Origin of the sequence: Pseudonocardia sp. EV170527-09 (assembly GCF_008369905.1) — a bacterium.
Taxonomy (GTDB): domain Bacteria; phylum Actinomycetota; class Actinomycetes; order Mycobacteriales; family Pseudonocardiaceae; genus Pseudonocardia.
In genome coordinates this window covers 1-19,933 of the sequence record NZ_VRMC01000101.1, presented here as the reverse complement: position 1 = coordinate 19,933, position 19,933 = coordinate 1, and the positions used below count along the sequence as shown (strand labels likewise).

Annotated in this window: 16 protein-coding genes; 8 read left to right on the top strand and 8 right to left on the bottom strand. The window is 74.7% G+C overall.

Translation table 11 applies throughout. The features are described 5' to 3' along the window. Positions 1-136: 136 nt before the first annotated feature. From FVA95_RS23935 to FVA95_RS23925, 3 genes are read right to left on the bottom strand one after another with little or no spacing between them, the layout of a single operon-like run. Positions 137-1,342: a cytochrome P450 gene (locus FVA95_RS23935; protein WP_149666154.1), complete on the bottom strand. Its 1,206-nt coding sequence runs from the start codon at positions 1,340-1,342 to the stop codon at positions 137-139. Between the two features lie 32 nt (positions 1,343-1,374). Next, on the bottom strand, positions 1,375-2,355 hold the full coding sequence (locus FVA95_RS23930) for a PDR/VanB family oxidoreductase (RefSeq protein WP_149666153.1): 981 nt from the start codon (positions 2,353-2,355) through the stop codon (positions 1,375-1,377). Positions 2,356-2,408: 53 nt separating this feature from the next. Further along, positions 2,409-4,079 (bottom strand): FAD-binding dehydrogenase, encoded by a 1,671-nt coding sequence (locus tag FVA95_RS23925; RefSeq protein ID WP_149666152.1) that lies wholly within the window; start codon positions 4,077-4,079, stop codon positions 2,409-2,411. Positions 4,080-4,298: 219 nt separating this feature from the next. Between FVA95_RS23925 and FVA95_RS23920 the strand changes: the two genes are divergently transcribed. Continuing rightward, positions 4,299-5,255 carry a trypsin-like peptidase domain-containing protein gene (locus FVA95_RS23920; protein ID WP_149666151.1) on the top strand — a complete coding sequence of 319 codons (957 nt, stop codon included), beginning with the start codon at positions 4,299-4,301 and terminating at the stop codon, positions 5,253-5,255. Between the two features lie 125 nt (positions 5,256-5,380). Next, entirely contained in the window at positions 5,381-6,220 is an 840-nt protein-coding gene (locus FVA95_RS23915) for an arsenic resistance protein (protein ID WP_240051696.1), read from the top strand. 13 nt (positions 6,221-6,233) lie between these two features. Here FVA95_RS23915 and FVA95_RS23910 read toward each other — a convergent pair whose 3' ends face one another. From FVA95_RS23910 to FVA95_RS23895, 4 genes are all read right to left on the bottom strand, one after another. Then, the gene (locus FVA95_RS23910; protein ID WP_149666149.1) at positions 6,234-7,433 is read right to left on the bottom strand and encodes a homogentisate 1,2-dioxygenase; all 1,200 of its coding nucleotides are present in this window, start codon (positions 7,431-7,433) and stop codon (positions 6,234-6,236) included. Beyond that, a complete protein-coding gene (locus FVA95_RS23905; RefSeq protein WP_149666148.1) occupies positions 7,408-9,261 on the bottom strand; it encodes an FAD-dependent monooxygenase in 1,854 nt (617 codons plus the stop codon). Before FVA95_RS23905 ends, FVA95_RS23910 begins: the two co-directional genes overlap by 26 nt. 29 nt (positions 9,262-9,290) lie before the next feature. After that, positions 9,291-10,250, bottom strand: coding sequence for an MBL fold metallo-hydrolase (locus FVA95_RS23900; RefSeq protein WP_205015967.1), 960 nt, complete (start codon positions 10,248-10,250; stop codon positions 9,291-9,293). A gap of 173 nt (positions 10,251-10,423) precedes the next feature. Beyond that, positions 10,424-11,563, bottom strand: a complete 1,140-nt coding sequence (locus tag FVA95_RS23895) for a MarR family transcriptional regulator (RefSeq protein WP_149666146.1) — start codon at positions 11,561-11,563, stop codon at positions 10,424-10,426. A 213-nt stretch (positions 11,564-11,776) separates the two neighbouring features. On the opposite strand from FVA95_RS23895, the gene FVA95_RS23890 reads away from it, so the two are divergent. Next, on the top strand, positions 11,777-14,290 hold the full coding sequence (locus FVA95_RS23890; RefSeq protein WP_149666145.1) for a hypothetical protein: 2,514 nt from the start codon (positions 11,777-11,779) through the stop codon (positions 14,288-14,290). A 113-nt stretch (positions 14,291-14,403) separates the two neighbouring features. Here the strand turns inward: FVA95_RS23890 and FVA95_RS23885 are convergent, their stop codons facing one another. After that, positions 14,404-15,120, bottom strand: coding sequence for an alpha/beta fold hydrolase (locus FVA95_RS23885; protein ID WP_149666144.1), 717 nt, complete (start codon positions 15,118-15,120; stop codon positions 14,404-14,406). A gap of 167 nt (positions 15,121-15,287) precedes the next feature. On the opposite strand from FVA95_RS23885, the gene FVA95_RS23880 reads away from it, so the two are divergent. From FVA95_RS23880 to FVA95_RS23860, 5 genes are all read left to right on the top strand, one after another. Then, positions 15,288-16,478 carry an FAD-dependent monooxygenase gene (locus tag FVA95_RS23880; RefSeq protein ID WP_240051695.1) on the top strand — a complete coding sequence of 397 codons (1,191 nt, stop codon included), beginning with the start codon at positions 15,288-15,290 and terminating at the stop codon, positions 16,476-16,478. A gap of 108 nt (positions 16,479-16,586) precedes the next feature. Further along, positions 16,587-17,507, top strand: a complete 921-nt coding sequence (locus FVA95_RS23875; RefSeq protein WP_020628464.1) for a LysR family transcriptional regulator — start codon at positions 16,587-16,589, stop codon at positions 17,505-17,507. Beyond that, a complete protein-coding gene (locus FVA95_RS23870; RefSeq protein ID WP_149666143.1) occupies positions 17,504-18,607 on the top strand; it encodes a mandelate racemase/muconate lactonizing enzyme family protein in 1,104 nt (367 codons plus the stop codon). Before FVA95_RS23875 ends, FVA95_RS23870 begins: the two co-directional genes overlap by 4 nt. Positions 18,608-18,663: 56 nt before the next feature. Further along, the gene (gene catA / locus FVA95_RS23865; RefSeq protein WP_149666142.1) at positions 18,664-19,503 is read left to right on the top strand and encodes a catechol 1,2-dioxygenase; all 840 of its coding nucleotides are present in this window, start codon (positions 18,664-18,666) and stop codon (positions 19,501-19,503) included. After that, positions 19,503-19,787 carry a muconolactone Delta-isomerase family protein gene (locus FVA95_RS23860; protein WP_020628467.1) on the top strand — a complete coding sequence of 95 codons (285 nt, stop codon included), beginning with the start codon at positions 19,503-19,505 and terminating at the stop codon, positions 19,785-19,787. Before catA ends, FVA95_RS23860 begins: the two co-directional genes overlap by 1 nt. The last annotated feature ends 146 nt before the right edge of the window (positions 19,788-19,933 follow it).

Here is a 19,933-nt window from a genome sequence, read left to right as displayed (position 1 = left end):
CTTGGGCACGGTGTCGATCCTTCCAGCGAGGAGGACGTCCTCACAGGTCAGGAGTCAACCGAAGTCTGGGCAGTCCCCTTCGTCTGTCAGCCAGACTCACCGCCCCCGGACGGGACAACCTCCCTGGACATCACACCTAGGCGGGGGTGACCCGCAGCGGCATCGACGCCCAGGCCCGCATGGTGTTGTTGGGCCGTCGGCGCGGCGGACCGGCGGGCTCGATGGTCGCGACCCGCGCGGCGAGCGCGGTCAGCACCGTCTCGGCCTCCAGCCGGGCGACGTGCTGGCCGACGCACTGGTGCAGGCCCATCCCGAACCCGACGTGCCCCGACGGGTCACGGCCCAGGTCGAAGGTGCCCGCGTCGGGTCCCCAGAACCGCGGGTCCCGGTTGGCCGACCCCAGGAACATCAGCACCTTGCGCCCGGCCGGGACGCCCACGCCGGCGATCTCGGTGTCGGTCGCCGTCGTCCGGAAGAAGGTCTGCACCGGCGACTCCCAGCGCACGGCCTCGTCGAACGCGACGCGGGCGAGCCCGGGGTCGGCGCGCAGCCGCGCCCACTGCTCCGGGTGCGTGGCGACGGCGTGCAGCACCGCCGCGAGCCCGGTGACGGTGGTGTCGACCCCGGCCGACAGCAGCGACCGCACGACGAGCGGGGCCTGCTCGGGGGTCAGGTCGCCGCGGTCGGCGGCGGCCCAGATGTCGGCGCCGAAGCCGTCGGCGGCCAGCGCCTCCCTGGCACACTGCGCGTTCACCCAGGCCGAGAGCTCCCCGAGCCGCGGCAGCTTCTCCTCCAGCAGCGCGTTGCGCGGCCCGAACGCGTTGAACAGCAGGTCGCCGTAGGGCAGCAGGTTCTCCCGGCCCGCCTCGGGCAGCCCGACGGCGTCGGGGAACACCCGCAGCGGGAACGCCTCGGCGATCGTGGGGACGGCGTCGAACTCGTTCCCACCGGCCAGCACCTCGTCGACGAGCGTCGCGGCGTCGGCGGCCCAGCGGTCCCGCAGCACGCGCAGCGCCCGGGGGCCGAGGACCTTCCCCAGCACCCGGCGGGGCGCGTCGTGGTGCGGCGGGTCGGCCTCCAGCAGCAGCGACGGCGGCCGCCACGGCGCCTCGGTGTGGAAGTTCGCGAGCCCCACCCCGGCCCCGGACCGGAAGGACTGCCAGTCGACGAGCGCGGCCCGGACGTCGGCGTGGCGGCCGAGGGCGAGCACGTCGTAGCGGGTGAGCCGGACCAGCGGGCCGGCCGCACGCAGCTGCTCGTGGAATCCGAGTGGGTCGGTGACGACCTCGGGGGCGAACGGGTCGACGTCGGTGGTGGGCAGGTGGTCGAGCGCGGCCGTCATGGGCGCTGCCTTCCGTTCGGGGCGGGTACGGCTCAGAGGTCGAGGACCAGGCGCGGGCCGACCGAGCGCGAGACACAGACGAGCATGCAGTCGGCGGCGGCGCGCTCGTCGTCGTCGAGGACGGAGTCGCGGTGGTCCGGGACCCCGGCCAGGACGGTCGTCTCGCAGGTCCCGCAGGTGCCCTGCCGGCAGGAGGACAACACGTCGACGCCGGCGTCGGCGACCGCGTCGAGGACGCTGCGCCCGGGTGGCACGGTCACGTCGGTCCCGCGGCGGGCGAGGTGGACCTCGAACGCGGTGTCGCGGACGGCGCCGGTCGCACGCGGGACGAAGCGCTCGGTCCGCACGGTGTGCGACGGCCATCCGGCCGTGGCCTGTGCCAGCGCCGCGAGCAGCGGGGCAGGTCCGCAGCCGTAGACCCGGGTGTCCGGCGCGGGCGTGCCCAGGAAGCCGGGCAGGTCGAGCAGCCCCTGTTCGTCCTGGGGGACGGTCCGGACCCGGTCCCCGTGCGCCGCGAGCTCGCCGGTGAACGCCATCGACCCGCGGGTGCGGCCGCCGTAGAGCAGCGCCCAGTCGGCGCCGAGCAGGTCGGCCGTGGCGATCATCGGGAGGATCGGGGTGATCCCGATGCCGCCCGCGACGAACAGGTAGCGCGGGGCCGGGACCAGCGGGAAGTTGTTGCGCGGCCCGCCGAGCCCGATCTCGTCGCCGACGGCGAGCCGGTCGTGGACCCAGGCCGAGCCGCCGCGCCCGGCGGCCTCGCGCAGCACGGCGACGCAGTAGCGGTGGGCGTCCCACCGGTCGCCGCACAGCGAGTACTGGCGGGTGTGCCCGCCGGGGAGGACGAGGTCGACGTGCGCGCCGGGGGTCCAGTCCGGCAGCCGCCCGCCGTCGGCGGCGACCAGCTCCAGCGACACCACGCCGTCGGACTCGCGCCGGCGGCCCGCCACCCGGACCGTGCGGTTCTCGGCAGCGGTCACCGTTGCTCCCCTCGTCGTCGAGGAGCCGAGCATCCGTCGCGCGGCCGCCGCCCGGGAAGGCGGGTCTCGCTCAGTGAGAGACGGGTTCAGAGGGCCCCGGCGAGGCTGCGTCCGGCGGCGCGGCCGGAGAAGATGCAGCCGCCGAGGAACGTGCCCTCCAGCGCGTTGTACCCGTGCATCCCGCCCCCGCCGAACCCGGCGGCCTCCCCCGTCGCGTAGAGCCCGGGGATCGGCTCGCCGCGGGCGTCGAGGGCACGGGACTGCAGGTCGGTCTGGATCCCGCCGAGGGTCTTGCGGGTCAGCACGTGCAGCTTCACCCCGATCAGCGGCCCGGCGGCGGGGTCGAGGATCCGGTGCGGCGCCGCGACCCGCCCGATCCGGTCGCCGAGCGATCGGCGGGCGTTGTGGATGCCCTGGACCTGGGCGTCCTTGCTGTAGGGGTTCGCCAGCTGCCGGTCACGGGCCTCGATCTGGCCGCGGATCAGGGCCGGGTCGAGCGGCGGGGCGTCGGTGCGGGCGTTCATCCCCGCGACGAGCTCGTCGAGGGTGTCGGCGACGACGAAGTCCTCCCCGTGGGTCGTGAACGCCTCGACCGGGCCGGGCGCGCCCCTGCTGAGCAGCCGCTCGCGGAGGAAGGCCGCGCGGCGCCCGGAGGTGATGTCGGGGTTCTGCTCGGAGCCCGACAACGCGAACTCCTTCTCGATGATCTTTCGGGTGAGCACGAACCAGGAGTGGTCGTAGGGCGCGATGTCCGGGGTGGTGCGCAGGTGGCGCAGGGTGCCGAGGGTGTCGTAGCCGGGCAGGTACGGCGCGGGCAACCGCCTGCCCAGCGCGTCGAACCACATCGACGACGGCCCGGGCAGGATCCGGATGGCGTGGCCGGGCCAGACCGGGTCCCAGTTCACGACGCCCTCGGTGTAGTGCCACATGCGGTCGCGGTTGACCAGCCGCACGCCCGCGCCGGCGGCGATGTCGAGCATCCGCCCGTCCACGTAGGCCGGCACCCCGGTGATCATCGACGACGGCGGCGTGCCCATCCGCTCCGGCCAGTACCGGCGGACCATCTCGTGGTTCGCGCCGATCCCGCCGGTGGCCAGGACGACCGCGGGCGCGGAGAGCGTGAACTCCCCCGTCACGTCGCGGTTGCTGGGAGCCCCGCGCGGCGAGTCGTCCGGGGCGAGGAGGGCACCGCGGACGCCGGTGACGACGCCGTCGGCGCGGACCAGCTCGTCGACGCGGTGCCGGTGGTGGAAGGTCACGAGCCCGGCCTCGGCGGCGCGCAGGGCGGAGTCGACGAACGGTCCGACGACGCCGGTGCCGGTCCCCCAGCTCACGTGGAAGCGGGGCACGGAGTTCCCGTGACCGGTCGCGGTGAGGTCGCCGCGCTCGGCCCAGCCGACCGTGGGGAGGAAGGAGATGCCCAGCTCGGTGAGGTAGGAGCGCTTCTCCCCGGCGGCGAACTCGACGTAGGCGCGGGCCCAGCGCGCGGCATGGGTGTCCTCGTCGTCGAGGCGGTCGAACCCGGCGCTGCCCTGCCAGTCGCTCCAGGCCAGCTCGACCGAGTCGTGCACCCGCATGCGGCGCTGCTCGGGGCTGTCGACGAGGAAGATGCCGCCGAAGGACCACCACGCCTGCCCGCCGAGGTCGACGGGTCCCTCCTGGTCGACGACGGCGACCCGGCGGCCCCGCCGGGTCAGCTCGTGGGTGGCGACCAGTCCGGCCAGCCCGGCCCCGACGACGATCACGTCCGCGTCCATGCCACTCCGTTCGTCGCCGGCCCACCGCACCCCGACGGGGCGGCCGGTGGACACAGACGTATCAGATCCGCGCAGGGCAACGGGAGACGGGCGGGCCGCGGACGGGACGCCGCCGACCGGACCGGATTCACAGCACGTCCACAGCGGTCCGCCCGACGGAGCACAGGGGTGCCCTCTACCGTTGATCGGGTCAGCGGAGGTGAGTCGAGGGAGGTGGACGTGCGGACCGACACCCGGCCCCGTGACGGCCGGTGCCACCCGCGGTGGCGCCTGCCGGGACTGCTGGCCGCCGCGCTCGCGGCGTCCGCCGCCGTCGTGCTCACGGTTCCGTCGTGGACGCCCGCGCCGCCGCCACAGGTCGCGACCGCGGCGTCGGCCACGGCAGCCGGTTCCGCCGCCACCCCGGCTCCGACGACCTCCGCTCCGGCCCCGGCCGGTACCCCGGTCCCGGCCGGCCCGGCGACGGTCGCGCCCGCCGCGCCCGGACCGTCCCTCCCGGTCGTCACCGGTGCCGACGGCACGCCGGTGGCGCGTCCCGCGACCGGCGCCCTGTTCGACGGTCCGGCCGACGACCCCGGCGACCACTTCTGCTCCGGCTCGGTGGTCGAGTCCGCCACGGGCGATCTGGTCGTGACCGCCGCGCACTGCGTCGCCGACGGCGACGGCACGCCCGCCAGGACGGGCATGAGCTTCGCCCCCGGCTACGACGACGGGACCGCCCCCTTCGGCTACTGGACCGTCACCGCCGCCGCGGTCCCACCGGGCTGGCTGGAGAGCGGCGACCCCGACTCCGACGTCGCGTTCCTGACCGTCTCACGGCCGGACGGACCGCCGATCCAGCAGGTCACCGGCGCCTACCGGATCGCCTTCGGTACGCCCGGCACCGACGGCGACGACACCCCGGTGACCGCGGTCGGCTACAACGACGGCGACGAGGACGCGACGACGGTGTCGGGCACCGCCGGGACGCTCGACGAGGACCAGTGGCAGCTCGACCAGCCCGGCCTGGACCAGGGCGCCAGCGGCGGCCCGTGGCTGACCGGCCCGGACGACTCGGAGATCCTGGCCGTCACCGGTGGCTACCAGCAGGGCGGTGACTCGCCCGACGTCTCCTACGGCGCCGACCTCGGCCCCGCCGCGCAGGCGGCGTACCGCTCGGCCGGGGGGACCGACTGAGCCGGCTCGTCGCGTGGTGGGACCGTCACCAGGTCCCGCTGTACCTGGCCGCGATCCTCGCCGGGGCGCTCCTGGGTCTCGCCGTCCCGTGGGCCGCGCCCGCGCTCGGGGCCTCGGTCACCCCGGTGCTCGCGCTGCTGCTGTTCGCGACGTTCCTCGCGGTCCCCCTCGTCGACCTGGCACGGGCGTTCACCGGTGCCCGTTTCCTGGTCACCGTGCTCGTGGTGAACTTCGTGCTGCTCCCGCCGGTCGCGTTCGGGCTGTCCTCGTTCGTCGCCGACGACCGCGGCCTGCTCCTGGGGGTCCTGCTCGTCCTGCTCACCCCGTGCGTCGACTACGTCGTCGTGTTCACCGGGCTCGCCGGTGGTGCGCGGGCGCAGCTGCTCGCGGCGACACCGCTGCTCATGGTGGCCCAGCTCCTGCTGCTGCCCGGCTACCTGTGGCTCGCCGCCGGGCCGGAGGCGCTCGCCGTGGTCGAGGTCGGGCCGTTCGCCGAGGCGTTCGTGGTGCTGGTCCTGCTGCCGCTGGCCGCGGCGGCGCTGGTGCAGGTGCTGCACCGGCGACGGCCGGACGGGCGGGTCGCCCGGGTCGAGGGCGCCGCCGCCGGGGCGATGGTGCCGCTCATGGTGGCGACCCTGGCCCTGGTCGTCGCGTCGCAGATCGCCGACGTCGGCGCGCAGGCCCTCACCCTGCTGCGGCTGGTCCCGCTCTACACCGCGTTCGCCGTCGCGGCGGTCGTCGTCGGCCTGCTCGCCGCCCGGGTGGCGCGCCTGGACGTCCCCGCCACCCGCGCGGCGGTGTTCTCCGCGACGACCCGCAACTCCCTGGTCGTGCTGCCGCTCGCCCTCGCCCTGCCCGGCCCGCTCGCCCTCGCCCCGCTGGCCGTCGTCACCCAGACCCTGGTCGAGCTCGTCGCCCTGGTGGTGCTGGTGCGGCTGGTGCCGGTGCTCGTCCCCGCCCGGTGAGCCGGCGGCCCCGTCAGCTGTCGGGGCCGCGCCCCGCCCAGCTCCACGCGTACGACGGGTCCTCACAGGCCCGTCCGCCCTCGCCGAGGGCCAGCGGCCGGAACGTGTCGACCATGACGGCGAGCTCGTCGAAGGACTCCGCCCCGAGTGCCCGCTCGACCGCGCCGGGCTGCGGGCCGTGGCTGTGCCCGCCCGGGTGCAGCGAGATCGAGCCCTGCCCGATCCCGGAGCCCTTGCGGGCCTCGTAGTCGCCGCCGCAGTAGAACATGACCTCGTCGGAGTCCACATTGGCGTGGTAGTAGGGCACCGGCACGGCCAGCGGGTGGTAGTCGACCTTGCGCGGCACGAAGTTGCAGATCACGAAGTTCTGGCCCTCGAAGACCTGGTGCACCGGCGGCGGCTGGTGCACCCGCCCGGTGATCGGCTCGAAGTCGGCGACGTCGAACGTGTACGGGTACAGGCAGCCGTCCCAGCCGACGACGTCGAACGGGTGGGTGGGCACCACGTAGCGAGTGCCGGTGATCCCGTGCGGCCCCCCGCGGTGCTTCACGAGCACCTCGACGTCGGTGTCCTCGACGAGCAGCGGCTCGGTGGGGCCGTGCAGGTCGCGCTCGCAGTACGGGGCGTGCTCGAGCAGCTGGCCGTGGCGCGACAGGTACCGCGCCGGCGGGGTGATGTGCGACGACGCCTCGATCGCGTAGGCGCGCAGCGGCTCGGACCCCGTCGGGACCCACCGGTGGGTCGTCCCCCGCGGGAGCACCACGTAGTCGCCCCGGCCGGCCTCCAGGGCGCCGAACACCGTCTCGACGGTCGCCGAGCCCGACTCCAGGTAGACGACCTCGTCGCCGACGGCGTTGCGGTAGAGCGGGCTGACCTCCCCCGCGACGACGTAGGAGATCCGCACGTCGGCGTTGCCGAGCACCAGCCGGCGCCCGGTGACGACGTCGACCGACTTCCAGTCCGGCGACCCGAGGTCGTGCAGCATCAGGTGCCGCGGCACGAGCGGCCGGTTCTCGGTCAGCGACTGGTCACCCGGGTCCCAGGGGGTGGCATCGACGATCGCCGACGGGACGCCCACGTGGTAGAGCAGCGAGGAGTCCGACGAGAAGCCCTCCTCCCCCATCAGCTCCTCGCGGTAGAGCGCGCCGTCGGGGCGTCGGTGCTGGGTGTGCCGCTTCGGCGGGACGTCACCGGCTCGCCTGTAGTACGCCATCGTGGCCCTCCTCCGGTCCGGTCGATGTCGGTCTCCGCCCCGGTGCCTGCCTCGGCGCCCGCCCCGGCGCCGGCGGCGGGGTCGACGGCCCCGTCGGTGGCCCGGTCGGTGGCGCGGGCGGCATCGGAGGCGGGGTCGGTCGCGCGGTCGTGCCGCGGGCGGTCGCGCGGGCGAGGGCGGCCGCGACGTCGTCGCGGGTCGGGGCGGGGAGCACGGCGGCGACGTGGGCGTCCGGGCGGAGCAGCCACACCTCGTCGGGCCGGGCGGCCAGGGCCGCGGTCACCGTCGGACCGGCTCCGTCCCCGGCGGGGGCACCGGCTCCCGCTCCGGCACCGGCGGCTCCACCGGTGACGGCGGGGTCGGTGTCGGGGTGGCCGTCCAGCTCCGCGAGGGCGAGCACGCGGACCGGGCCGGGCGCCGCGGACGCCGCCGCGGTGACCGCGTCCGCGTCGGTCAGCGGGCCGGTGAGCAGCAGGAACCCGTCGCGGGCGAGCGCGCGCAGCCGTCCCGGGCAGGCCGGGGTGCGGACCGGGGCATCGGGGACAAGCACGCCGGGCCCCGCGGGCGGGACCTCGCCGCGGGCGGGGCGCCCGGCGAAGGGACGACGGGCGTCGACCGTGGTCAGCGGGGAGTCGACGTACCAGAACGGCTCGGACAGCCGGCCGGAGTCGACCCGCGCCCTGGCCCCGGGGTCGGTCGCCGCCGCGGCGAGGACCTCGGAGCGGGCCCGCACCTGCTCGGCGCTGCGCGGGACCAGGAAGTCCATCGTCGCTGTGGTCACGGCGACGTTCTCCCGTGCCGCCGCGTGCCGCTCGGCGTGGTAGCTCTCCAGGAGCTCCTCCGGCGCCCAGCCGTGACCGACCCAGGCGATCTTCCAGGCGGCGTTCTCCGCGTCGGCGACGCCGGAGTTCAGGCCGCGGGCACCGAACGGGGACACCAGGTGCGCGGCGTCGCCCGCCAGCAGGACCCGGCCGCACCGCATCCGGTCCACCACCCGCGAGTGGAACCGGTAGACCGAGGACCAGACCACCTCGTGGTCGACGTCCCCGATGACCGCCCGGATCCGGGCGTCCAGCGCGCCGGACGCGGTCTCGGCGTCGAGGTCGTACCCGGCCGGGACCTGCCAGTCGATCCGGTACGTCGAGTCCGGGCAGGGGTGGACCAGGACCTGGCGGCCCGGGTTCGCGGCCGGGTCGAAATGGAAGCGGCGCTCGGCCGCCCACCCCGGGAGGTCGGCGCGGACGTCGCAGATCAGGAAGCGGTCGTCGAAGCTGGTGCCCTCGAAGGTGACCCCGAGCAGCTCCCGCAGCGCATCACCGCGGGCGCCGGCACAGACGACCAGGAAGCTCCCCGCGACCCGGCCACCATCGTCGACGGTGACCGTGACGCCGTCGGCGGTCTGCTCGACACCGACGACGTCGTGTCCCCAGCGCAGGTCCACCAGTGCCTCGTCGGCGATCCGCTCGTCGAGGATCTCCTCGGTGCGGGCCTGGGAGAGGTTCACGAAGGGCGGGAAGGCGGGCCGCCCCGGCTCGGCGACGGTGTAGGCGAACAGCTCGGTGTCGCGGTGGAAGGTGCGCGCGGTGGTCCAGGTGACGCCCTCGTCGGCGATCCGGCGGCCGGCGCCGACGGACTCCCACACGTCGAGGACGTCGCGCTGCTGGCAGATCGCCTTCGACCCGATCCGGTCCCGCTCCGGGCGGCGGTCCAGCACGACCGTCGGGACGCCGTGGCGGGCCAGCAGCAGCGCGGTGGTCTGCCCGACCGGCCCGGCACCGAGCACCAGGACCGGCGACGACGGCCAGGTCGGCGCGGCGGACCTCGACACGGCTCCCCTCCCCTCTCCTCTCCGGCGCCTCAGCCCTGCAACCTCGCCCAGACCTCCTGGTCGCGCTCCGCGGTCCAGATCACCGGACGCTCCACACCGGACAGCTCGTCCCACAGCCGGGAGACGTCGAACGGGAGGCAGTGCTCGAAGATCGGCCAGTGCCCGTAGTCGTCGACGAGTGCGGCGTGGGTGGCCTCGAACGCCTCCTTCAGCGTGCCGCCGCGCCCCTGCACCGCGCCGACCTCCCGGATCATGACCTGCAGGAACCCGCGGGTCTGGGCGATCGCGGCGTCGACCTCGGCGCGCCCGCGGCTGACCGCGCCGCGCCCGCCGACGAGCTGCTCGGCGCCGAGCGCGGCGAGCCGGTCGAGGGTCTCGCCCGCCCAGTCGCGGTGGAACGCGTCCCCGGTGTAGAGCGCGGCCCGGGCCTCGACGAGGTCGCCCGCGAACAGGATGCGGTGCCGCGGCAGCCAGGCGGTGATGTCGCCCTCGGTGTGGCCGCGGCCGTGGAACTGCAGCACCAGCTCGCCGCGGTCCCCGCCCAGGTCGATGGTGAGCCGGTCGGCGAAGGTCAGCGTCGGCCAGGTCAGTCCGGGCACGGAGTCGGCCGCCTCGGCGAGCCGCGGCATCCGCGCGAACTCCGAGGCCCAGTCCTCCGTGCCGCGCTCGGCGATCAGGGCCGCGGTCGCCTCGTGCGCGACGACGGTCTGCGCGTCGAACGCGCTCGCGCCCAGCACCCGGACCGCGTGGTAGTGCGACAACACGAGGTGGCGGACCGGCTTGTCGGTGTGCTCGCGCAGCATCGCGAGCCACCTCCGCGCGGCGACCGGGGTGGCGAGGGCCTCGAAGCAGACGAGGAAGTCCTCCCCCTCGATCGCGCCGATGTTCGGGTCGCCCTCGGCGGTGAGGGCGTAGACGCCGTCCGCGAGCACCTCGAGGGTCTGCTCCTTGGCGGCGGTGTCGGCGGAGGAGGCGAAGGGCTTGGCCACGGCGGGTGTCCTCTCGGCAGCCGGGAGACACCGGCGGCGACCGTGGCGTCCCGTCATCGGGACCTGTGACCGGCCGGACCTGCCCGACGATCAAAGGTTGAAGCACTTGTCCAGAACCGTAGAGGCCGGCGGAGCCCGGCGCCAGGGCCGATCCGGCGGCAGGCGCCGAGCGGTCAGGTCCGCCGGTTGATCCAGTCCGCCCGGTGCGCGGCCCGGGAGAGGCGGACCAGCAGGGTGTTCAGCGTCGCGAGGTCGGCGGCGCCGAGCAGCGCCGCCCACTCCGACTCGCGACGGTTGTGGGTGCCGAACGCGGCGACCAGCCGCTCGGCACCGGCGTCGGTCAGGGACAGGTGCACGGTCCGCCGGTCCCCGGCGGCGGGCGTGCGCCGGACGAGCTCCCCGGCGGCGAGGGTGTTGGCCAGGCTGGACACCGCGGCGCGGCTCATCCCGCACAGCTCCGCCGCCCGGCCCGCCTCCTGCCCGCCCGCGACCCAGAGCGTGAACAGCAGCCGGAACGCCGACCAGCTCCATCCCGCGGGGCGGTGCACGGTCGACTCGAGGTCATAGACCAGGGAGCTCGCGAGCCGGTGCAGGTTCAGCACGAGCGCCATGGCCGCGCGGTCGGTGCCGGGGAGGCGCTCGCCGGTGCGGGCGAGCGCGACGTCGGTGAACGCGAGGAACCCGTCCAGCTCACCCCGCGGGCCGCCGTCCGCCACGACGGGCGCCCGCCGCACGGTTGCGGCGGGGACCGTCCCACCCCCGAGCCCGTCGAGGAACGCGGCGACCACCTCGACCCGCGCCACCCCGGACCCGCCGGGCCCCGGCGCGGCCAGCGCCTGCACCCCGTGGAGCAGCGCCAGCAGCTGCTCCACGAGCACCCCGTCCGGTGTCGGGGAGACGATCTCGCCCGCCCGCCGCGCCTCGTGGATCCGGGCCGCCAGCCGGACCCGCCACCGCGCGGTCACCTCGGCGAGGACCGAGGCCGGCCCTGCCCCGGACGCCGCTACCCGGGCGATCGGCGTCCCGGTGTGCGCGGTGACCTCGTCGCAGAACACCCGCAGTGCCGGGAGCCCGGTCAGCCCGGCCGCGCGCTGCGCCACCCGGGCGTCGAGGCCGTCGAGCGCCCGCCGGAAGGCGTACTCCACGATCGCGGCACGACCCGCGAAGTAGTGCCCGGGGGCCCCGTGCGCGACCCCCAGCGCCGCACTGACGTCCCGCAGCGTGACCCCGTCCGGGCCGTGCTCGGCGATCAGCCGCCGGGCGGCCTCGGCGATCTCGCCCCGGCGCTGCTCGTGGTCCACCCGCTTCGGCACGGCCGCTCCTCGTGGTAGCTCACCTTTTTTCTACACGAGGAGAAACAAGGGAGCTCATCCAGATCCCGACGGTCCTAGTCCATTCGGGCTAACGATAAGTGGTCGTCGCACGTCACCGGGGTCGTAGTGGATCAGTTGAGGTGGGCAACGGGGCCGCTCGAACCCCGTCGCGCAGCGAGGCGCGACCGGGCGGCACCGGTGGAAGGCTCCCCGATGAAGAAGACGAAGCGAGCCGCCGTCGCGCTCGTCGTCGCCGGCCTGCTCGCCGGTGCGGCGGTCGGTGCCGGGTCGGCGCTCGCAGCGCCGGACGCGCGGGCGGACACGGCGGGTCCCGACCTGCTGCGCGCCCCCGCCGTCGACGCGCCCCAGCTGCAGAACACCGGCATCTGGTCCGCCGACCCGATCGGCATCTGCATGACCAGCGCCTACCGCCACGGCGAGTACGTGCACCAGGGCTGCGTCTACGACGACGAGGGCGGCGGCACCCGGTACCGCTGGCCCAACGACACCCTGCTGCGCAACTACACCTACCCCGAGAACGCCGCCTACCGGCGCAACGCCGCGGACATCCTCGAGGTCCGCGCGAAGCCGCAGGACGACGCGACCGCGTTCCGGGTCACGATGAACACGATGACCGACCCCGGGCTGCTCGGCCTGACCCTCGCCCTCGGCGGCTCGGACACCCCGCGCGAGGCCCCGCACGGCGCGAACACCGTCATGCCGGCCCAGCTGTTCGTGACGGTGCACGGCAGCGAGGGCGACATCGTCGACGCGGCCACCGGGCGGACCCTGCCGGACGCGCCCGAGGTGCACGTCGACCTCGAGCGGCGCCAGGTCGAGATCCGGGTGCCGCACTCCGCGTGGGACCCCGCCGACGGGACGCAGCGCCTCGCCGCCGCGGCCGGGCTGTGGGACCGCGACGCCGGCGCCTACCTCGTCCCGCAGGTCACCGCGGACGAGTCCCACCCCGGCGGCGCGGTCCTCGGCGACCCGACGCCGTCGGCGTTCTTCGACGCGGCGTTCCGCTTCCACGAGCCCTTCGAGGCGCCCTACCGCAACAACGACCAGAAGCGCGCGATCGCGAACGGCGACCTGTCGGAGTTCTTCGCCGACGTCGACTTCGGCACGCTCCGCGCCGGTGCCGACGACGAGTCCGGCGTCCCCACCTCCGGCTACGTGACCCGCGTGTTCGCCTCGCACTCGGAGAAGGAGCAGGGCCGACGGCTGCCGTCGGACCCGGGTGGGCCCGCACCGGGCACCGGCCTGCAGCAGGGCGGCATCGCCACCGGCTCCGGCGAGGGCTCCGGCGACCAGCGGCCGAGCGCGTCGTTCGGCTACCCCTGCCGCGACGACTGCGTCCCCGACCTGCCGGGCCGCATGCAGCGCTACACGGTCTACGTCCCCGAGGCCCCCGCGCCGTCGCACGGCTACGCCTCGCTGCTCTGGACCCAGGGCTACGCGCTGCGCCCCGGCGACGACGTCGCCGGCGACCGTGACCTCTACCGGCAGTTCGCCGACCGGCCGGGCGACCCCACGATGGTGATCGACGTCGACTTCCGCGGCGCCGACAACTGGGGTTACGGCGAGGGCGGCGCGATCGTCTTCGAGGCGCTGGCCGACGCCCGTCGCCACTACGACCTCGACCGCGAGCGCACCGCGATGGGCGGCTTCTCCTCCGGCGCCTACACCGCGAACAAGCTGTCGCTGACCTTCCCCGATGTGTTCAGCAAGGCGTTCATCTGCGACGGGCTGAACGTGGCCCCGTCGCTGCCGGGCGTCAACGGGGTGGCCGACGAGCTGGCCGAGGCCGGCGTCGACACCGTCACCACGCACGAGCCCGGGTCGAAGATCTCCGAGCTGCTGCCCAGCCGGCGCAACCAGCCGGTGATGGAGTGGGCCGGGGTCAACGACGACTTCATCCCCTACCCCATCACCCGCGAGCGGGCCGACCTCTACAAGGCCGGGGACTACGACTACGAGTTCATCAGCCACGTCGGCCTCGCCGCCGAGCACCTCGTGATGTGCAAGAACGGCATGTGGGACCTGGCCGCCCGCTGGATGGGCGACGAGCCCCGCGCGGTCGACCCGCCGCACGTCACCTACGTGCGCAACCCGCTCATGGACGACCCGGAGGCCGGCCTCGTCGGGGACCACGCCTACTGGCTGTCGGGCATCCAGAGCCGCGACCCGCACGAGCTGGGCGCGATCGACGTGGTCACCCGGGGGCAGGGCCGCGCCGAGGCGCCGGTCCCGACGGCCGGTCAGGAGGTCGGGCAGGTCGAGGGGACGTTCTCGCCGGTCAACCCGTACCTGCGGGAGTTCCGCCACCTCGACGCGCCGGTGGACGCCGACGCCGAGAACGTGCTGGAGATCCGCTCGGCCGGGGTCGGCACCGTGACCGTCGACCCGGAGCGCGCCGGGGTGGGCTGCGACGCCCGCCTCGACGTGCACACCGACGGCCCGTTGACCGTCATGCTCGACGGCTGCGAGCGGACCGAGTCCTTCGACGGCAACGACTCCGGTGGGCTGGCGAAGCCCGCGACGTTCGCGCCGATCGACCCGCTCGAGCCGGTGGGCAACCCGCTGCAGGGCACCCCGCTCCCGCCGGAGGTGGGCAACGTCCCGCAGGCCCCGCTGCAGGGGCTCCCTCCGCTGCGGTTCCCGCCGAACCAGCTCGGCCAGGACCCCGCGCCCGGTGACGGCGCGCAGGAGTCCCCGACCGGCTGACCCCGGCCGCGCGCGAACGGGCCCCTCGTACGAACGTCTCGTACGAGGGGCCCGTTCGTGCGCACGGTCGCGTGGGGCCCGCGTGGGGCGCCGTGCGCGAGGCGCCGCGGGGGTCAGACCTTCAGCAGGGCCTCGGCGAGCCCCTCGGCGGCGGTGAAGCAGCCCTCGTGGCTGCCGGGCGCGCTCACCGGCGTGACCCCGAGCCGGGACGCGAAGCGGTCCCAGCCGTACTCGCCGGGCGGGAGCGCGAGGTCGTCGGTGGACAGCACGTAGGACACCGGCACCCCCAGGGCCGCCGGGTCGAGCGGTTCCACGGTCTCGGTGAAGTACTGCATCGGGTGCGGCACGAGCAGCTCGTGCACCAGCTTCTGCGCCTCCTCACCCGCGTCGTTCATGAAGGCCTCCTGCCACACCGGCAGCGGGAGCGCGACCGTGTTGTTGCCCGACGCCGCGGCCTGGGCGTCGAACAGCTCCCGGTAGGCCGGCGGGACCTCGTCGTAGAGCGAGCGGCCCGCAGCCGGGACGAACGCGCTCCAGTAGACGAGCTTCCGCAGCCGCGACGCGACCCGGTGCGCCGCACCGGTGATCACGTAGCCGCCCCAGCTGTGCCCGACCAGCGTCACGTCGGACAGGTCGGCGGACTCGATCAGGTCCACCACGGCGTCGACGGTGTCGGACAGGTGCAGGGCGGTGGGGTCGTCGCCGTCACCGAGCCCCGGGAGCGTGGGGGTCAGCACGCGGTGTCCCGCCGCACGCAGTCGCTCGGCGATCGGGCGCCAGGCCCAGCCGCCGTGCCACGCGCCGGTCACCAGCACGAACGTCTCGGACATCGATCACTCCTCGTCGAGTTCGGAACGGGGTCGGATCCCCTCGGCGAGTGATCGTGGCCGACCCCGGACCACCGGTGAAGGGGCCGAGGGGGTCGTGCCGAAAGCGGTCCCGACTCAGACGATCCGTAGAGGAATCAGGGCCCGGTATCCGTGTCAGGATCACAGTCATGGACGAATCAGTGGTGATCGTCGGTGCCGGGATCGGGGGCCTGTCGCTGGCCCTCTCGCTGCACGCCCGCGGCGTCCGGGTCACCGTGCTCGAACGCGCGGCCGAGCTGCGCGAGGTCGGTGCGGCCGTGGCGCTGTCGGCGAACGGGCTGCGCCCGCTGGACGAGCTGGGCCTGCTGGGCGAGCTGGAGAAGGTCGCGGCGCAGCCGACCGAGCTCATCCACCGCGGCTGGCGCGACGACGAGCGGGTGTCCGCCTTCCCGGTCGGGATCGACGGCAGCTACCGGCGCCGCTTCGGCGCCCCCTACCTCGGTATCCACCGCGCGGAGTTCCAGCGGGTCCTGGCCGGTGCGTGCCCGGAGGGCATGGTCCGCCTCGACTGCGAGGTCACCGCGGTCGACCCGGACGGCACCGTCACCCTCGCCTCCGGTGAGCAGCTGCGCGGCGCGGTCGTGGTCGGCGCCGACGGCGTGCACTCCCGTGTCCGATCGGTCGTCGACCCCGATGCCCGCCCGCGCTACACCGGGACCTCGGCCTTCCGCGGGATCGTCGACGTCGCCGACGCGCCGCTGCTGCCCGACCCCGGCGCGATCCAGTTCTGGATGGGCCCGGACGCGCACGTGCTGCACTACGCGATCGGCGCGCACGCCGAGCAGATCAACTTCTTCGCCGTGCTGGAGGGACCGGAGCCGTGGACCGGCGGCACCGGCCCGACCGAGACCGACCCGGGGACCCTGGAACGGGCCTTCACCGGCTGGGCGCCGGGCGTGGTGCAGATGCTGACCGCGGTACCGCAGTCCCCGCAGTGGCCGCTCTACACGCTGCCCCCGATGACGCGCTGGTCCCGCGGCCGCGTCGTCCTCCTCGGCGACGCCGTGCACACGATGCTGCCGCACCACGGCCAGGGCGCGAACCAGTCCATCGAGGACGCCGCGGTGCTCGCCGACCTGCTCGTCGCCCCCGGCGCACTCGACGGCGACCACGCCGAGGCGTTCGACCGCTACCAGCGGCTGCGCCGGGCACGGACCCGGTCGATCCAGCGCAGCTCCCTGGTCACCAGCGAGCTGCTGCACCTGCCCGACGGCCCCGAGACCGACGCCCGCAACGCGGGACTGGCCGGGCTGGACCCGTGGCTCACCCGGATCCACGGCGTCGACGCGCGGGCCGACACCCGATCCGTCCCGGCCTGACCATCATCCAGTTGTCAAGGATCTGAATCGGGCGTCGTTCGGTCTTTGTGTCCACAGAATCACGCGCCTACCGTGAGGCGACGCGCCGGGCCGAGGGAGGTGACGGGCATGGATCTGCGGCAGCTCCGCTACTTCGTGGCGGTCGCGGAGACGCGGCACTTCGGCCGCGCCGCCGAGCGGCTGCACATGGCCCAGTCCCCGCTCTCCCAGGCCATCCGCCAGCTCGAGAGCCAGGTCGGCGCCACCCTGTTCGAGCGCACCACCCGCCGGGTCGACCTGACGCCGGCGGGGGCGTCGCTGCTGGAGGACGCGCGGCGGATCCTGGCCGGCGTCGAGGACGCGCGGCGCCGCGTCGAACAGGTCGCCGCGGGCACCGAGGGTGTGGTGACGGTCGGTGCCACCGACCTCGCCGCCTACCGGCTCCTGCCCCGGCTGGCCCGGGTCGCCGCCCGCCGGATGCCGGGCGTCTCGCTGCGGTTCCTGCCCGGGCTGCTCACCGCGGCCCAGGAGGACGCGCTCGACGAGCGTCGCATCGACCTCGCCGTACTGCGTCCGCCGGTGGTGCGCCCGGAGATGTCGGTCCGCCCGATCGCCCAGGAGCGGTTGATCGCGGCGCTGCCCGCCACCCACCGCCTCGCCGGGGCGGGGACGGTCACCCTGGCCGAGCTCCGGGGCGACGACTTCGTCGCCTACGGCGCCCCCGGCTCGGTGGTCGACTCGGTCGCCACCCAGGGATGCCTGGACTCCGGCTTCCTCCCGCGGCGCCGCACCGAGGCCCGCGACACCCCGATCCTGCTCACCCACGTCGCCGCCGGTGCCGGGGTCGCGTTGCTGCCCGAGTCGGTGCGCGCCCTGGGCACCGAAGGCGTCGTCTACGCCGACCTGGACCGCGAGCTGCGCGTCGACCTGGCCCTGGCCTGGCGCACCGACGACGACTCCCCCGCCCTCGTCCGGCTGCTCGACGTGCTCGCCGAGCGCGCGCACGAGCTGGACCCCCGCCCCGCCACCGTCCCCGGAGGACCGCAGTGAAGATCGTGGCCGTCGAGGCGATCCCGTTCGCCGTGCCCTACCGCAAACCGCTGCGGTTCGCCTCCGGTGAGGTGCACACCGCCGACCACGTGCTGGTCCGGGTGCACGCCGAGGACGGCGTCGTCGGCGTCGCCGAGGCCCCACCCCGCCCCTACACCTACGGAGAGACCCAGACCTCCATCCGCGCGGTGGTCGACACCGTGTTCGCACCGGAGATCGTGGGCCTGAGCGTCTTCGAGCGGGAGCGGATCCACGCCGTCCTCGACCGCACGATCGGCAACCCGACCGCGAAGGCCGCGATCGACATGGCCGTCTGGGACGTCATCGGCCGCCGGCTCGGTGTCGGCGTCTCCGAGCTGCTCGGCGGGTACACCGACCGGATGCGGGTCTCGCACATGGTCGGCTTCGCCCCCGACGACGTGATGGTCGCCGAGGCCCTGCGGATGCGCGAGGAGCACGGCGTCACCACCTTCAAGGTCAAGGTCGGCCGCCGCCCCGTCACCCTCGACACCGGCGCCTGCCGTGCGCTGCGCGAGGCACTGGGGCCCGACGTCGAGCTCTACGTCGACGGCAACCGCGGCTGGACCGCGTCCGAGGCCGCCCGGGCCCTGGACGAGATGGCCGACCTCGGCCTGACCCTGTCCGAGGAGCTCATGCCCGCCGACCAGGTGCTCGGACGCCGCTGGCTCACCGCCCGCACCGCGGTCCCGACCGTCGCCGACGAGTCCGCGACCCGGCCCGGCGAGGTGACCCGCGAGCTGCTCGACGGCGCCGCCACCATGATCAGCATCAAGACCGCGCGGACCGGGTTCACCGGCTCGCAGCGGGTGCTGCACCTGTGCGAGGGTCTCGGCACCGAGGTGGTCATGGGCAACCAGATCGACGGCCAGCTCGGCACCGCCTGCACCGTCGTCTTCGGTGCGGCGCACCGGCAGACCAGCGCCCGCGCCGGGGAGCTGTCGAACTTCCTCGACATGACCGACGACCTGCTCACCGAGCCGCTGCGGATCAGCGGCGGCGAGCTGCGCGTCCCCGACGGGCCCGGGATCGGCGTGGACGTCGACCCCGACAAGCTCGCCCACTACCGCACCGACACCTGAACACCCGCACCCACACGCCGAGACCGAACGACCCCGCCCCACCACAGGAGTAGGACATGACCGAGACCGCCACCGCCGCCGGCTCCGGCGCGAACGCCACCGCCACCTTCGCGAAGAAGGAGCGCACCGGCGCCGCCGCCGACCCGGCCCGGGTGTCCGCCATCGCCACCGACACGCTGCAGGCCCTGCACGACGTCATCCGCAAGCACCAGGTGACCTACGCCGAGTACGACGCGCTCAAGGCCTGGCTGATCCAGGTCGGCGCGGACGGCGAGTGGCCGCTGTTCCTCGACGTCTTCGTCGAGCACGTCGTGGAGGAGGTCGCCAACGCCGACCGCCACGGCGCGGTCGGCACCATCGAGGGCCCCTACTACGTCCCGGGTGCCCCGGTCATCGAATCCGGGACCGCGATGCCGATGCGGCCCGACGAGAAGGGCACCCCCCTGCTGTTCCAGGGCACCGTCACCGACCTCGACGGCGCCCCGATCGCCGGCGCGACGGTCGACCTGTGGCACGCCGACGACGAGGGCTACTACTCCCAGTTCGCCCCCGGCATCCCCGAGTGGAACCTGCGCGCGGTCATCCACACCGGCGACGACGGGCACTTCGCGTTCCACACCATGCAGCCCGCGCCGTACCAGATCCCGACCGACGGCTCGACCGGCGCGTTCATCTCCGCGGCCGGCTGGCACCCGTGGCGCCCCGCGCACCTGCACCTCAAGGTGTCCGCGCCCGGCAAGCAGCTCGTCACCACCCAGCTGTACTTCGACGGCGGCGACTACGTCGCCGACGACGTCGCCCAGGCCGTCAAGCCGGAGCTGATCCTGCGCCCCGGCCCGGCCGCCGACGGCACCGGCAACGAGGTCACCTACGACTTCGCGCTGGACCCCGCCTGATGGCCCGCTTCGCCGTGCGGATGGAGGTCGACCTCCCCGCCGACATGGACGCCGAGGCGAAGGCCGACCTGCTCGCGCGGGAGAAGGCCTGGTCGCAGCAGTGGCAGCGCTCGGGTGAGTGGGTGAGCATCTGGCGCTGCGTCGGCGAGTACGCCAACCTGTCGATCTTCGAGGTGCGCGACAACGAGCAGCTCCACGAGATCCTCTGGGGGCTGCCGCTGTTCCCCTACATGACCATGCAGGTGACCCCGCTGGCCACGCACCCGTCGGACATCCACGCCTGAGACCCCGCCGGGGCGTCCGAACCTGGTGACGGGTGCCCCGGCGGTCCTAGGTGTGATGTCCAGGGAGGTGGGACTGCCCAGACTTCGGTTGACTCCTGACCTGTGAGGACGTCCTCCTCGCTGGAAGGATCGACACCGTGCCCAAG